16 protein-coding genes are annotated in these 14,239 nt (G+C 68.5%); 10 read left to right on the top strand and 6 right to left on the bottom strand.

The window, feature by feature from the left end:
- Positions 1-25 precede the first annotated feature (25 nt).
- Both AJAP_RS32000 and AJAP_RS32005 read right to left on the bottom strand, forming a co-directional pair.
- Positions 26-868 carry a dioxygenase family protein gene (locus AJAP_RS32000; protein ID WP_037346274.1) on the bottom strand — a complete coding sequence of 281 codons (843 nt, stop codon included), beginning with the start codon at positions 866-868 and terminating at the stop codon, positions 26-28.
- A gap of 78 nt (positions 869-946) precedes the next feature.
- Complete coding sequence (locus AJAP_RS32005) at positions 947-1,852, bottom strand: AraC family transcriptional regulator (RefSeq protein ID WP_037346272.1); 906 nt, start codon at positions 1,850-1,852, stop codon at positions 947-949.
- Positions 1,853-1,986: 134 nt separating this feature from the next.
- On the opposite strand from AJAP_RS32005, the gene AJAP_RS32010 reads away from it, so the two are divergent.
- The 5 genes from AJAP_RS32010 to AJAP_RS32030 all read left to right on the top strand — a co-directional run bounded on the left by AJAP_RS32010 (position 1,987) and on the right by AJAP_RS32030 (position 6,317).
- Entirely contained in the window at positions 1,987-3,165 is a 1,179-nt protein-coding gene (locus AJAP_RS32010; RefSeq protein ID WP_051972865.1) for a glycosyltransferase 87 family protein, read from the top strand.
- A 72-nt stretch (positions 3,166-3,237) separates the two neighbouring features.
- On the top strand, positions 3,238-3,630 hold the full coding sequence (locus tag AJAP_RS32015) for a GntR family transcriptional regulator (protein WP_037346270.1): 393 nt from the start codon (positions 3,238-3,240) through the stop codon (positions 3,628-3,630).
- A complete protein-coding gene (locus AJAP_RS32020) occupies positions 3,627-4,514 on the top strand; it encodes an ABC transporter ATP-binding protein (RefSeq protein ID WP_038518414.1) in 888 nt (295 codons plus the stop codon). Before AJAP_RS32015 ends, AJAP_RS32020 begins: the two co-directional genes overlap by 4 nt.
- Positions 4,511-5,557 carry an ABC-2 transporter permease gene (locus AJAP_RS32025; protein ID WP_038518417.1) on the top strand — a complete coding sequence of 349 codons (1,047 nt, stop codon included), beginning with the start codon at positions 4,511-4,513 and terminating at the stop codon, positions 5,555-5,557. Before AJAP_RS32020 ends, AJAP_RS32025 begins: the two co-directional genes overlap by 4 nt.
- A gap of 10 nt (positions 5,558-5,567) precedes the next feature.
- The gene (locus tag AJAP_RS32030; RefSeq protein WP_038518420.1) at positions 5,568-6,317 is read left to right on the top strand and encodes an SDR family NAD(P)-dependent oxidoreductase; all 750 of its coding nucleotides are present in this window, start codon (positions 5,568-5,570) and stop codon (positions 6,315-6,317) included.
- A gap of 100 nt (positions 6,318-6,417) precedes the next feature.
- Here the strand turns inward: AJAP_RS32030 and AJAP_RS32035 are convergent, their stop codons facing one another.
- The 3 genes from AJAP_RS32035 to AJAP_RS32045 all read right to left on the bottom strand — a co-directional run bounded on the left by AJAP_RS32035 (position 6,418) and on the right by AJAP_RS32045 (position 8,966).
- Positions 6,418-7,614: an FAD-dependent monooxygenase gene (locus AJAP_RS32035; RefSeq protein ID WP_038518423.1), complete on the bottom strand. Its 1,197-nt coding sequence runs from the start codon at positions 7,612-7,614 to the stop codon at positions 6,418-6,420.
- A gap of 18 nt (positions 7,615-7,632) precedes the next feature.
- Complete coding sequence (locus AJAP_RS32040) at positions 7,633-8,202, bottom strand: TetR/AcrR family transcriptional regulator (protein WP_051972666.1); 570 nt, start codon at positions 8,200-8,202, stop codon at positions 7,633-7,635.
- Between the two features lie 65 nt (positions 8,203-8,267).
- A complete protein-coding gene (locus AJAP_RS32045) occupies positions 8,268-8,966 on the bottom strand; it encodes a type 1 glutamine amidotransferase domain-containing protein (RefSeq protein ID WP_038518426.1) in 699 nt (232 codons plus the stop codon).
- A 120-nt stretch (positions 8,967-9,086) separates the two neighbouring features.
- Here AJAP_RS32045 and AJAP_RS32050 point away from each other — a divergent pair, with 120 nt between their 5' ends.
- Positions 9,087-9,989 (top strand): LysR family transcriptional regulator, encoded by a 903-nt coding sequence (locus AJAP_RS32050; RefSeq protein ID WP_038518428.1) that lies wholly within the window; start codon positions 9,087-9,089, stop codon positions 9,987-9,989.
- Between the two features lie 86 nt (positions 9,990-10,075).
- Positions 10,076-10,264 (top strand): hypothetical protein, encoded by a 189-nt coding sequence (locus AJAP_RS32055; RefSeq protein WP_038518431.1) that lies wholly within the window; start codon positions 10,076-10,078, stop codon positions 10,262-10,264.
- Positions 10,265-10,273: 9 nt separating this feature from the next.
- Here AJAP_RS32055 and AJAP_RS32060 read toward each other — a convergent pair whose 3' ends face one another.
- On the bottom strand, positions 10,274-11,230 hold the full coding sequence (locus AJAP_RS32060; RefSeq protein WP_038518433.1) for a GlxA family transcriptional regulator: 957 nt from the start codon (positions 11,228-11,230) through the stop codon (positions 10,274-10,276).
- Between the two features lie 86 nt (positions 11,231-11,316).
- On the opposite strand from AJAP_RS32060, the gene AJAP_RS44435 reads away from it, so the two are divergent.
- The 3 genes from AJAP_RS44435 to AJAP_RS32070 all read left to right on the top strand — a co-directional run bounded on the left by AJAP_RS44435 (position 11,317) and on the right by AJAP_RS32070 (position 14,199).
- Complete coding sequence (locus AJAP_RS44435) at positions 11,317-11,460, top strand: hypothetical protein (protein WP_167551725.1); 144 nt, start codon at positions 11,317-11,319, stop codon at positions 11,458-11,460.
- Positions 11,461-11,486: 26 nt separating this feature from the next.
- Positions 11,487-12,251, top strand: a complete 765-nt coding sequence (locus AJAP_RS32065) for a hypothetical protein (RefSeq protein WP_038518436.1) — start codon at positions 11,487-11,489, stop codon at positions 12,249-12,251.
- Between the two features lie 202 nt (positions 12,252-12,453).
- Positions 12,454-14,199 carry a BCCT family transporter gene (locus AJAP_RS32070; RefSeq protein WP_038518437.1) on the top strand — a complete coding sequence of 582 codons (1,746 nt, stop codon included), beginning with the start codon at positions 12,454-12,456 and terminating at the stop codon, positions 14,197-14,199.
- Positions 14,200-14,239: the final 40 nt, after the last annotated feature.

Genomic DNA, 14,239 nt, shown 5'->3' on the forward strand with positions numbered 1-14,239 from the left:
TATCTCCCTCCGCAGCGGCTGTCCGTCACTCCGCGCGCCACAACGCGGGTGTGGACGGCGGCTCCCAGCCGGGCTGGGCGGTGTGCGCCTGCAAGCACACGTAACCGCGACCGCTGTAGGTGACCCGGGCGCCCGCGGAATAGCCGGTTCCCGCCGCCCAGGTCGTCCCGCCGGGCGGGTTGGAGGTCGAAGTCGACGTCGTCGGCGTCGTACTGGTCGGCCGCGAGGTCGACGTCGGCGTCTGCGGCACGTTCAACACGAAGTCGAACGCCGCCTCCTTGGCCGTACCCGCGTCCCGGACGGTCATCAGCAGCCGCGGATCGAAGATCGTGTCGGTGTTGTTGCGCGGCTCGTTGGGGAAGTAGAGCTGCGTGGTCAGCACCGGCCTGCCGGGGGCCTGGACCTTGACGTGGATGTGCCGCGTACGACCGGGGTACAGACCGGGCACGATGGTGCTCAGCGAGAAAGCGCCCTGGTCGTTCGTGAACTGGTGACCGCGGAAGGTGTACCCCACGTTGTCGTAGGCGCCGTTGACGTCCGCCTGCCAGAAGTCCAGCAGCGCCCGCGCGATCGGCAGGCAGCCGAGCCCGAACACGTAGCCGGACACGGTGAGCCGCGTTCCCGGCGTGCCCGCCGTGACGAGCGAGGTGCGCTGCGGGGAATTCGGCTTGAAATAAGGACCTTCGGTCTGCGGGATGGTCGGGTCGTCCCCGTCGTCGCAGTACGGGGTCAGCTCGGGTGCCTGGCCGCTCGCGACGGTGGTGCGCGCGAGAGCGGGGCCGCCGATCAACGCGACCGGAGCCGCCACACCCGCGGCGATCGCGGCCTTCAGCACGGTCTTCCGGCTGAGCTTGTTCTCTTCGTCCATACCTGCTCCTCGTGGGGGCTTCGGGAATCACCCTCGACGGTATGGAGAAGATCAGCTGCGGACGATGGACTGGGGTGGTCAGTCGTGGTGAATCTCCGGGGGCGCGTCTCCGGTCCGGCGGTAATCACCGGGGCTCAACCCCGTTTCCCGCCGGAAGAACCGGCAGAAATACGCGGGATCCGCGAAACCGACCCGGCTGGCGACCTGCCGCACGGTGAGATCCGTGCCGAGCAGGAACCGTTTCGCCTCCCGTGTCCGCGCCTCGCGCATCAGTTGTGCCGCCGTCCGGCCGGTCGCCGTTTTCACCGCGTCGGTGAGATATCCCGGCGTGACCCCGATACGTTCCGCGAGCGCGCCGACCGACCAGAGCCCGAGGTCGGGTCTGCCGAGCAACCGGGCGAATTCCGTGCCCACCGCCTGTGCCCTGGCCGGCGGACGCGGATCCGCCAGGCCGGGAAGCCGTCCCGCCCGCACGATCAGCACGTGCATCAGGGCCCGCAGCACCGAATCGGTACCCTGCCCGCCACAACGGAATTCCTCGTCGAGTTCGGCGACCAGCCGCGCCGTCTCCTCGGCCGCGCGTTCGTCGAGCCGCCACGGCTGCTGGCTGAGCCTTCGCAGGGTTTCGCGATCCGACGGATGTTCGAGCAGGAAATCGTCGGTGAACAACACGACGAATCCGGTGAGATCGCGGGCATCCCAATGATGCACCTGCCCCGGTGTTATGACCGCGAGTTGCGGCGGCCCCAATTCCCAGCGGGTGAAATCGATGACGTGGTCGCCGGTGCCGCCGGTGACATGGACGATTTCGTAGAAGGTGTGCCGATGCGGGAACGCCGCCCGCGACATCGGCCCGATCGTGTCGAAGGTGCCGACCGTGAACGGCAGGGCGTCCGGCGCGCGGACCTCCAGCCGATGCAGTGGCAATTCCCCCGCCTTCGGTTTCAGGCAAGGCGTCCTCGGCAACACCGTCGTTCCGCGCATGGATCGGTCCCTTTCACCACACTGGGGAATGAAAAGTCTAGACCAATGTTCGCGCCGTGACTGCCGACGGAAGTCGCTTCTCCCCCGCCGGGTACAGTCGGATCATCGACGCACGTCCGAAGGGTCACCACGCGATGTCTCCCACCAAGTCGCGCGGTCGGGCCCAGTGGTCGCTCGGCGCGTTCGCCGCTTTGGCGCTGGCGTGCGTCGTGGCCATGGCGACGGCGGGCACTTCGCACAGCGACCTCGAGATCTACCGTTTCGGCGTCGACACGCTGTGGAGCGGCGGCGATCTCTACGGCGCGTTGCCGCTTTCCGAGGCCGGCATCCCCCTGCTGTTCATCTACCCGCCGTTCGCCGCGTTGGTGCTCACCCCGCTGGCGCTGGTCCCGTGGACGGGCGCGGTACTCCTGCTGTTCGCGCTCAGCCTGGCCACGCTGGGCATCACCTTCTACGGGATCGTCCGCACGCTGTGGCCGTCCGGGGACCGGCGGAAGGCGTTGCTCGTCGCGTCGCTGGCGATCACCCCGGCGCTCTTCCTCGAACCGGTCCGCCAGACACTCGGTTTCGGCCAGATCAACCTGTTGCTGATGGGTCTCGTCGCGGCCGACTGCCTGCTGGCACGGGGTCGTTACCGGGGCATCGGGGTCGGTCTCGCCGCGGCCGTCAAGCTGACGCCGATGGCGTTCCTGCTGTTCTTCCTGGTGCGCAAGGACTTCCGTGGCGCACTGACCGCGGTGGGCACGTTCGTGGCCGCCTCGGCCGTCGCGTTCGCGGTCGCCCCGGAGGCGTCCGCGCGCTACTGGTTCGGCGGACTCGCCGGGGCGTCCGGGATCAGCGGCACTTCGTTCCACACCAACCAGACCCTGCAAGCGGTGCTGGCGCGCTTCGGCGTCGAGTCCGCCGCGAAGCCGCTCTGGATCGTCCTCACCGGTGTGCTACTGGTGCTGGTGACGGTGACCATGTACCGCTCGGCACCGGTGCAGGCACTGCTGCTGAACGCGACATTCGCCCTGCTCATCTCACCGACGTCGTGGTCGCATCACTGGGTGTGGATCGCCCCGGCGCTGTTCACCACAGTCGCCTTCGCGGTGCTCAGGCGTCAGGATCGCCGCAGGGCGGCAGCCTGGCTAGCCGTCACCGGCGTCGTCGCCACGATCTTCGTCGCGGCCCCGTTCCGGTACTTCCCGGCCTTCGACCGGCCGGGCCAGACATGGACGACCACCCAGCAGTGGCTGGGGAACTGCTACGTCCTCGCGGGCCTGATCTTCCTCACCGTCGCCGGCGTGCTAGCGCTACGGAAGCGCGTCTAGCGATCCCCCTGTCTTGACACCGCGCTCCTTCATGTCTCTATAGTACTAGGTAACTAGATAAATGGAGTAACCATGATCGAGTTCCACCTCGAGGACCACTCCGGCCTGTCGCCGTATCTGCAGCTCGTCCGCCAGGTGCGGCAGGCGCTGCGGCTGGGCCTGCTCGCCGAGGGCGACCAGCTGCCGACGGTCAAGGAAGTGGTGGCCCGGCTGGCGATCAATCCCAACACCGTGCTCAAGGCGTATCGCGAGCTCGAACACGAAGGCCTCGTCGCCGCGAGGCCGGGCGTCGGCACCTTCGTGACCGCGACGCTCACCGACGGATCCCTCGCCGCGCACGGCCCCCTGCGGATGGATCTGCAGCGATGGCTGGCGAAGGCCCGCAAGGCCGGGCTCGACGACGAGAGCATCGAGGCGCTGTTCATGACGACCTTTCGGACCGTCGCCGGAGAGGAAATAGCATGACCGCCGTCCTGCGAACAGAGGGTCTCGGCAAGAGATACGGCAAGAACTGGGCGCTTTCCGAGTGCACGCTGGACATCCCGGCCGGGCACGTGGTCGGACTGGTCGGTCCCAACGGGGCGGGCAAGACCACGCTGCTGAACATGGCCGCCGGTCAGCTGCCACCGACCACCGGCCGGATCACCGTGCTGGGCGGGCGTCCCGGCGCCAGCCCGGCCCAGCTCGCCAAGGTCGGCTTCGTCGCGCAGGACACCCCGACCTACGCCGGTCTTTCCGTCGCGGACCACCTGCGGCTCGGTGCGCGGCTGAACCCCGGCTGGGACGACGCGCTGGCCAGGGACCGGATCGCCCGGCTCGGTCTCGATCTCGCGCGCAAGGCCGGAAAACTTTCGGGCGGGCAACGCGCCCAGCTCGCCCTCACCCTCGGCGTGGCGAAACGACCGGAACTGCTGCTCCTCGACGAACCCGTCGCCGCGCTCGATCCCTTGGCGCGCCGCGAATTCCTGCAGGGGCTGCTCGAAGCCACCGTCGAGCAGGAACTGAACGTGGTGCTGTCGTCCCATCTGGTCTCGGATCTGGAACGCGCCTGCGACTTCCTGATCGTGCTCATCGACTCCCGTGTGCAGGTGTCCGGCGAGGTCGAGACCCTGCTCGCGACCCACCACCGCCTGACCGGCCCGCGCCGTGACGCCGCCAGGCTCCCGTCGAGCCAGCACATCGTCTCGGAAAGCCATACGGACGTCCAAAGTACCTTCGTCGTCCGCACCGAGGAGCCGATCCACGATCCGGTGTGGACGGTGAGCAAGCTGAGCCTCGAAGACCTCGTACTGGCCTACCTGACCAAAACCACCGCGAACCACCGGCGGATCCTGGAGGTCCGGAGATGATCTGGCTGACCTGGCGTCAATTCCGGCTCCCGGCCGCGGCCGTGTTCGGGGCGCTGGCGGTGCTCGCGCTCGTCCTGGCCGTCACCGGGCCCGCCATCTCCGGCGAATACGCCACCGGGATCGCGACCTGCGCGGGCGACACCGCCGCCTGCGACGACTTCGTCGAGCGCTTCCTCAACGACCACCAGAACACCTTCCTGGCCGTCACCGCGCTCGTGCTCCTGCTGCCAGCGCTCATCGGCCTCTTCTGGGGCGCGCCGCTGTTCACCCGTGAACTCGAAGCGGGGACGCACCGGCTGATCTGGAACCAGAGCGTCACCAGGACACGGTGGCTGGCGGTGAAATTCGGGATCACCGGTGTGGCCGCGATGCTCGCCGGCGGCGTGGGCAGCCTGGCGGTGACCTGGTGGGCGACCACCTTTGAAACGGCCGCCGTGAAGGATTTCCCACGGCTTTCGGCGATGGTGTTCGACGCGCGCGGTGTCGTCCCCATCGCGTACTCCGCGTTCGCCTTCGCGCTCGGCGTCACCATCGGCATGCTGGTGCGCCGCAGCCTGCCCGCGATGGCCGTCACGCTGGCCGCGTTCGCGGTGATCCAGGTCGCCGTACCGATCGTCGTCCGGCCCCATCTGCTGCCCTCGATCGACGCGACGCTCGAACTCTCTCTGTCCACTGTGGATGGAATCGGCCGGAACCCGAACACCGGGGTGCTGCATTTCGAAGCCAAGGCACCGGATCCCGGCGGCTGGCTGCTGGCGGGCGAAACCGTCGACGCTTCCGGCAAACCCGTCGAGAACGTCACCATGCCGACGTCGAGCGGCCCGTGTTCGCCCTCGGCGCCACCCGGCGGCCGCGGTACCAGAGCGGACCCGATGGATCTGTGCCTGGCCGAAATCAACCGGCTCGGCTATCGACAGCACGTGATCTACCACCCGCCCACGCGATTCTGGCCGTTCCAATGGATCGAGAGCGCGCTGTACCTGGCGCTCGCCCTCGGTCTCGCGGGATTCTGTTTCTGGTGGATCCGCCGCCGTCTCGCCTGAAAGGACCTCGATGCTCGACCTGACCGGTACCACCACGCTCGTCACCGGGGCCAGCGGCGGGATCGGCCGCGGCATCGCGCTGCGTTTCGCCGAGGCGGGCAGCGCCGTCGCCGTGCACTATCACCGTGACGAGTCCTCGGCGCTCGCCGTCGTCGAACGGATCCAGGAGGCGGGCGGCACCGCGAAGCCGTTCGCCGCCGACCTCACCGACGACGGCGAATGCCGGCGGCTGGTGTCCGCCGCCGCGGCCTGGACCGGACGGCTGGACACCCTGGTCAACAACGCCGGCGTGCAGCCGATCGAACCTTTGCCGGAGATGTCGGCGGAGAACTGGCGCGCCGTCCTCGACGCGAACGTCACCAGCGCGTTCTCGTGCACCCAAGCCGCGGCCGAAGTGATGAACGGCGGCAGCGTGATCCACATCGCCTCGATCGAAGCGGCCCAGCCCGCGCCGGGACACGCGCACTACAGCAGCGCGAAGGCCGCCCTGGTCATGCACGCCCGCGCCGCCGCGCTCGAATACGGTCCGCGAGGGCTGCGCGTCAACGCCGTCTCCCCCGGCCTCATCGACCGCCCCGGCCTCGACGACGCCTGGCCGGAGGGCGTCCACCGCTGGCGACAGGCCGCGCCCTTGGGCAGGCTCGGCACTCCTGAGGACGTCGCGAACGCCTGCCTTTTTCTCGCTTCGCCGCTCGCGTCGTGGATCACCGGGCACAACCTGATGGTGGACGGAGGTGTGTCCGCGCGTCCCACTTGGTGATCGCGGCCACCAGCAAGACGCGAAGGGGCCCATCACTGCATCAGACGCAGCGAAAGCCCCCTTCACCCCAGCTTCCGCAACCGACCCCGCCTTCCGAAAGTCAACGGCTCCGGATCTCGGCCCCACGCTTCAGATTCGTCACGAGCGCCGTCGACTTTCCCGTGACGGCGGCCGCGAGCGGTCGTTCGAGTCCCGGGAGCCGGGCCACGTGAAGAAACGCCCGGCGCGCCAGGAGCAGGAACCGGTTGGCGGGCAGGAACCATCGCGCGCCCCGGCGGGCGACCTGTTGCTTCTCGGTCACCACCGGGCGGACCAGACGCTCGTACTCCGCGAGCGCGGTCTCGATCGAGGGCGCCCGGGTGAGTTGCTCGGCCAGAACGAACGCGCCCGCGATCCCCAGTGAAGCGCCCTGCCCTGCGAGAAGGGAGACGGCATAACAGGAATCGCCGACGAGCACGACCCGCCCTCGGCTCCAGGAAGACATCTCGATCTGCGCGACCTGGTCGTAGTACACCTCGCCCGGAGGCGGGCACAAGTCGAGCGCTTTCGGCACCGCCCAGCCGAGCGAACCGTAGGTCGCGCGCAGCGCCGCCCGCGTGTCGTCCGGCAGAGCCGGATCCGTCGTGCGGTGCACGGCGAACGCAGCGAGTTTGCCGTCGCGGAGACCGTAGAAACCCATCTGCATCCCGACCGTGTCGGTCAGACAGAAGCGCTCGCCCACCTGCGCGCGAATCTCCTCGTCCTCGAAAACGAAGGCCGCCGTATGAAAACCGAGATGACGCAAGAACCGGCTCTCTTCACCGAAGACCAGCCTCCGCACGGTCGAATGGATCCCGTCGGCCCCGACCAGCAGATCGGCTTCGAGGGTCTCGCCGTCCGCCAGGGTGACCCGCACGCGGTCGCCGAGGTCCTCGACGCCGGTGACCCCGGCACCGAACCTGACGTCCACTGTGGACGGAAGACCGGTACGCAGGACCCGTTCCAGATCCGGCCGCATGATGCTGCAGAGCCGTCCCCGCACCGATTTGGCGAACTGGACGTAGTCGATCGCCGCCCGGCGGCGACCGTGCTCGTCCAGCAGGCTCGCCTCGTCCACCTGATACGCCGCTTCCTCGACCTGGGGCAGCAGCCCCATTTCCTCGACGGCGTCGAAGCCGGGGCCGAAGAAGTCGATCATGTAACCCTGTTGCCGCGGCCCCGCCGCCCGTTCCAGCACCACGACTTCGACGTCCAGCGCCGCGAGCCGGTGCGCCAGCGCCAGACCGGTGATCCCGGCCCCGCAGATCGCCACCTTCATGGGGTCTCTCCCTTTCGTTCAGCCGACCAGCCTGCGCAGGACGGCCGGAGAGACGATCCGGCCGGACTCCGGTCCGAGCGCCCGATGCAGCAAAAGCCCGTCGACCGCGGCGAGGAGTGCCGCCGCCGTGTCGTCGGCGTCGGCCACTCCCCGCTCCGCCAGCCACCCGCCGAACCTGGTGCGCAGGCCGGCGAGCAGCTCGCGGATGCCTTGACGCAAGGTGTCATCGCGGGTCGCGGCGAGATAGGCCTCGGCGAACAGCAACGACATCGGGTCGGTGCCGGAGTATTCGCCGACCGACGCCAGCAGCGCGTCCACCGCGTCCGCCGGCGTCTCGACGGATTCCAGCGCCGGCTCGAAAGCGACCGCGACCTCGCGCATCGCGCCGAGCACGCCCTCGATCATCAAGGCCTGCAGCGACGGGAAGTGGTAGTGCACGACGCTCGGCGTGACACCCGCGCGTTCGGCCAGGATCCGGGTACTGACCGCGGACCAGCCGAGTTCGGGCACGAGCGCGACGGCCGCTTCGAGCAACCGTTGCCGAACGAGTTTGCCACGCGCCGCGGCCGGGGATCCTGCCACCGTCATCTCCTAGGGCGTTCGTCCTGTACGACTGCCCTGATCGTATGTCCGGATCCAGCCGCGGTGCAAGCTCACGCCGTCTTCAGCCGCGCCACCACGTGTTCCGCGGTCGCGACACTGGACTGCGGGTTCTGGCCGGTGACAAGGTTTCCGTCCACGACGACCTCGCTCGACCAGGCGGCCGCCGGAGTGACGATCGCGCCCTGTTCCCGGAGCCGCGCCTCGACGAAGAAGGGAGTCTTCTCGCCCAGTCCGCCCTGCCGTTCCTCCTCGTCGCTGAACGACGTCATCGAGCGGCCCGCGAAGGTGAACGAGCCATCCTCGCGACGTGCGCTGAGCAAGGCGGCGAGTCCGTGGCAGAGCGCGGCGATGGTCTTGCCCTGCGCGTCGGCGTCGTTCAGCAGGGCACCGAGGTCGGCGTCGTCCACCAGGTCGGTCATCGGGCCGTGTCCGCCGGGCAGGTAGAAGGCGTCGTAGGTGCCGGCCGAGACGTCGGAGAGCTTGAGCGGCGCCGAAAGGTCGAGCTTCTCGAGGTACTCGGCGAACTTCGCGCCCGTGGCCGCGTCGACGCCGCCGCGTTCGTCGAGGCTGATCGGGTCGACGGTCGGCCGGAGCCCGGACGGTGTCGCGATCTCCACCCGGTGGCCCGCCGCGGCGAGCACTCGGTGCGACTCGGCGACCTCTTCGGCCCAGTAGCCGGTCGGGTGGTCGACGCCGTCCGTGAGCCGCACGTGGTCCGCGGCCGAGACGATCATGAGGATCCGCGCCATGACTGTTCCTTTCGTTGTCCGGGAGCGTTGTGCCCACTGCCCGCTTCAACGGGGTCCGTGCTGCGAGTACTCCGAGACGGCGGCTAGCATCCATAAGATTTCTTATGGAAGGCGGCTTGCATGCCCAACTTGGACCGGCTGGCGACCTTCCTGTCGATCTACCGCCTCGGCTCGCTCTCCGCAGCCGCCGCGGAGCTCGGCCTGACCCAGCCCGCCGTCACCGGGCAGCTGCTCAAGCTCGAGGAGGAACTCGGCGAACAGCTCTTCGTCCGGTCACGGCTCGGTGCGGCGCCGACCGCCCGCGCGGCCGAACTCGCCGCCAGGATCGGCACCCGGATCGACGAACTGCGGGGCGCGCTGACGGCGGGCGACGACGAGGTCCAGTACCGCGAACAAGTGGCGATCGGCGGCGCGAGCGACGGCATGGCGACGCGGTTCCTGCCCGCGCTCGCCCCGCTGACCGAACGAGGGCTGCGGCTCACCGTCACCCTCGGGCTCGCCGACGAACTCCTGTCCGCCCTCGAAGCCGCGCGCCTGGACCTCGTCCTCTCGCCGGTCCGGCCACGGCAACGCGGCATCACCGCGATTCCGTTGATCGACGAGGAGTTCGTGCTCGTCGCCGCCCCCGCGCTCGCCCGGAGCGTCGACCCCGCACTGCTCGCCGCCGACCCGGTGCCTGCGCTGGCCCACCTGCCGCTGATCGCCTACGCCGGCGATCTGCCGATCATCCGCCGCTACTGGCGCAGCGAATTCGGGCGGCGGCCGCCGAACCGCGTCGCGATGGTCGTACCCGATCTCCGCGCGATCCTCGCCGTCGTCGTCACGGGAGCCGGGGCGAGTGTGCTGCCGCGCTACATCGCCGCGGCCGCGCTCGAAGCGGGCTCGGTCTCGATCGTGCACACCCCGGAAGTGCCGCCGCTGAACACCATCTATCTCGCGCACCGCTCCGGGACGGTGCGGCCGGTCGTGACCCTCATTCGCGACCGGCTGATGGAACGCGCCCGCGCCTGGGGTTCACTCTGAAACTCCCGCACGGGGCAAAAATGACCTCTTCCTCCCTCGGAACCGTCGCGAAGCTTGCTCTTCCGAACCCGTTTCCTGGAGGACACATGGTCTCGAAACCCCGCCTCGCCCTGGGCATGCTCGTCTTGGCCGCCTTGGCGGCCGGGCTGCTCGCCTTGCTCATCTCGCTCGACGTCGGCGCGTTCTGGGCCAAGACGCTGCCGCTCGCCTTCCTGGCCGGTGGCGCGGCGGTCGCGCAATCCCTCGGCCTGTTCAACAAGCCATCGAAGGACTGAGGCCGGGCGTCAAACGCGCTGCGGTGCGAAGGTTCGTCGGTAGTCCTGCGGGGAAACGCCGACGACCTTGTGGAAATGGTGACGCAGCAAGGCTCCTGAGCCGAAGCCGCAGCGACGCGCGACCTCGTCGATGCTCATCGTCGTCTCCTCGAGTAGCGACCTCGCGTGCAGAACCCGTTGTGTCGAAAGCCATCGGTGCGGTGTGGTGCCCGTCTCCGCGACGAACTTGCGGGCGAAGGTGCGCTCGGACATCCGGGCCCGGCGGGCCAGATCGGCGACGGGATGTTCGTGGTCGATGGTGTCGAGCATCCACGTGAGCACCGGCTGAAGACTGTCCCCGGTGCACTCCGGGATCGGCAACTCGACGAACTGGCGTTGCCCGCCTTCCCGTTGCGGCGGCACCACCATGCGCCGGGCGATCACGGTGGCCGCGGCGGAGCCGAGTTCGCGCCGGACCAGATGCAGGCACGCGTCGATGCCGGCGGCCGTTCCGGCGCTGGTGATGATGTCGCCGTCGTCGACGAAGAGGACGTCCGGATCCAGCCGCGCCTCGGGAAAACGCTTCCGGAACCGCTCGCTGTGCCGCCAGTGGTTCGTGCACCGCCGCCCGTCGAGCAGCCCCGCGGCGCCCAGCACGAACGCGCCGGTGCACACCGAAAGCAGTGTGGCGCCTCGCGCCGAAACCGCACGGAGCGCTTCGAGCACCGCGGGCGGGTATTCGTCGCGCACGTCGCAGGCGGGGACGACTACCAGGTCCGCGTCTTCCGTCGCTTCGAGACCGTGTTCCGGGGTGACCTTGACACCGTGACCGAGGCTCAGCGGCTCTCCGGCCCGCTCCCCGCACACGCGGAAGTCGAGCAGCGGCAGTCCGTCATCGGTGCGGTCGTAACCGAACACCTCGCAGACGACACCGAACTCGAACGCGGCGAAGTCGTCCAGCAGCACCACGGCGACGCTCTTCAGCATGCCCGAAGCATAGCTGGCAGGATTTTGTCGCACAACGACAGAACTGCCACTTTTGGCAGGATGTGCAGTGGCGCAAACTTACTGCCATGACCGCAATCATCGTCACCCTCGCCCTGATCGCCCTCGTCACCTACCTGCTGGAGCGCAACCACGCGCGGCAGGGCCGCCCGGACACCGCCGGCGGCGACCCGCTCGGCCGGCCCTTCTGGAAAGGAGGCTCCACGGCTTAAAATCCCTTCGAACCGTGGGGGGTTTGATGGCCGATGGGCAGCGTTTCGTTCGTACGTTCCGATGGAGCGCGGCCGTACTGCTCGGCGGCGGAGCACTCTTCGCCGCCGTGTTGGCGGCCGACATTCCTTACGCGGACACCGCTCCGGCGCCGACGACTTCCGCGCCGAAGCTCCAGGCACCGCCTCCCTCCGTCGAGACGGTGCCGCCTGAGGCCACTTTGACCGTCGTGACCACGGGCGTCCGCCCTGGGCCGGACGACCGCAGCCTCCTACTCCAGGTGCGGCTCCCGGACTGCGGCCGTGAACCCCGGATCGAAGGCCTGACAGAAGAGAACGACATCATCTACGCGAACGTCGTCATCACCCCCGGGGCCGCCGATTGCCGGGCAACGGTGCCATCGGAGATCAAGCTCACCACCGCGGCCCCGATCGCGAACCGGACGCTGGTGCTCAACTCGGGGGACGCTCCCTGGAACAAACTGCCGGACGGGACCTGGGGTCACTGCGGCGAGCTGGGCTGCGACCCTCCCGCCGATCACTGCGCCGACGTCCGGGTCGAACAGACCCGCGGCGAGGCCATCGACATCCACACGCGCGCCTGCGACCAGAAGTGGCTCGTCGTAGACCGCACGAACTTCCCCCAAAGCCCGTCGCTGCGCGTGCTCTACCGCTGGGTACCCGATCGATGGCAGGCGGTGACGAGCGTCAAAACCGAGGGATGCGAGGAAATCCTCGCCAAGGAACCCCAGTTCAGCAGGGCTCTCTGCGAAAAACTCGGCCCGATCTCCTGACCACCCGGTGTCACGAGCGACACGTTCCCCGCCGAGATCGTCGGCGACGCTCGCATCCGCCGAGGTCAGGCCCACAATCACCGGTTTAAACCTCTTCGCCCGCATTTTCTGCCGGTTACCAGTTTTCTGGTTAGGGTGCAGTGGTGCAAACGGGTTAACTCGGGCGGAAGGAGATCGCGCCGTCATCGGCGCGTGTCTGAACATGAGTTCGCAGGACGGTAAACAAGCGGAAGAAGAGGTCGTCGCGGAGACCGCGTCGGACCTCGCCCACGCGCCGGACACGACAGGTCCGGGGCACCCGCCCGATGAGCACGTCCCGCTCGACCTCGCCGCCGAACGACCCGCCGAAACCGACCGGACCGTTTTCGGTGTGGCGGCGGCCCTCGCGCTCGCCATCATCATCTGGGGTGTCCTGTCCCCCGAGAGCCTCGCGAGTGTCGCGTCGACCCTCCTCAACGACGCCGTGATCCCTTACGGCGGCTGGGCCTTTGTGCTGACAGCGAGCGGTTTCGTGCTCTTCGCGGTCTGTCTGGCCATAAGCCGCTACGGCCGGATCCCGCTGGGCGGGGACAAGGAACTCCCCGAATTCCGGACGTCGTCGTGGATCGCGATGATGTTCAGCGCCGGCATGGGCATCGGCCTGATGTTCTTCGGTGTGTACGAACCGGTCTCCCACCTCGCGAGCCCGCCCCCGGGCACCGCGGCCCCGAACTCCGACGAAGCCGTCCACACCGCGATGGCGACGACGTTGTTCCACTGGACCGTGCACCCGTGGGCGATCTACGCCGTCGTCGGCCTCGCGATCGCGTACAGCACCTTCCGGAAGGGCCGCAGCCAGCTGATCAGTTCGGTGTTCGCGCCGCTGATCGGCAAGCGGCGCACCGAAGGCCCGCTGGGCAAGGCGATCGACATCATGGCGATCTTCGCGACCCTGTTCGGTTCGGCCGCTTCGCTCGGTCTCGGCGCGCTCCAGGTGGGTGGCGGTATGGGCGCCGTCGGCTGGATCGACGATCCCGGCAAGGGACTCCTGGTCGCGATCATCGCGATCCTCACCATCGCGTTCATCGCTTCGGCGGTGTCCGGGGTGGCCAAGGGGATCCAGTGGCTGTCCAACATCAACATGGTGCTCGCCGCGGTGCTCGCGGTGTTCGTGCTGGTGGTCGGCCCGACCGTGCTGATCCTCAACATCGTGCCCGGCGCGATCGGCGACTACTTCCGCGAACTGGCGGAGATGTCCGGCCGTACCGGGATGACCGGTGGCGAGGAGATGCAGACCTGGCTCGGCGGCTGGACGGTCTTCTACTGGGCGTGGTGGATCTCGTGGACGCCCTTCGTCGGCATGTTCATCGCGCGGATCTCGCGCGGCCGCACCATCCGGCAGTTCATCTTCGGTGTCATCGCGATCCCGAGCATCGTGAGCCTGATCTGGTTCGCGATCTTCGGCGGCGCGGCGATCAGCAGGCAGCGGGCGGGTACGGACATCGCGGGCGCGGGCAGTGCCCAGTCGGCGACGTTCGAACTGCTCGAAACGCTGCCGTGGTTCGTCCCGATCGCGATCCTGGTGATGATCCTGGTGTCCATCTTCTTCGTCTCCGGCGCGGACGCGGCTTCGGTGGTGATGGGCACCTTGTCCCAGCGCGGGAGCGTGCACCCGAAGAAGGGTGTCGTCATCTTCTGGGGCGTGCTGATGGGCGCCGTCGCGGCGGTGATGCTGCTGGTCGGCGGGGACAAGGCGCTGACCGGGTTGCAGAACCTCACCATCCTGATCGCGGTGCCGTTCGTGTTCGTGATGGTCGGGTTGTGCGTGTCGGTCTGGAAGGACCTTCGCAACGACCCGCTGATGAAGCAGGAAGACGCGATGATGTTGTCGCTGAAGGAACTGCACGAGGAACGCACCAACGGCCACGGCCGTCGTCGCATCCTCGGCCGGTCGAAACAGCGCACCTGAGTCGGTGAAAGTACGTGAAGGCCCCCTTCATTGCGTCTAG

Origin of the sequence: Amycolatopsis japonica (genome assembly GCF_000732925.1) — a bacterium.
Classification (GTDB): domain Bacteria; phylum Actinomycetota; class Actinomycetes; order Mycobacteriales; family Pseudonocardiaceae; genus Amycolatopsis; species Amycolatopsis japonica.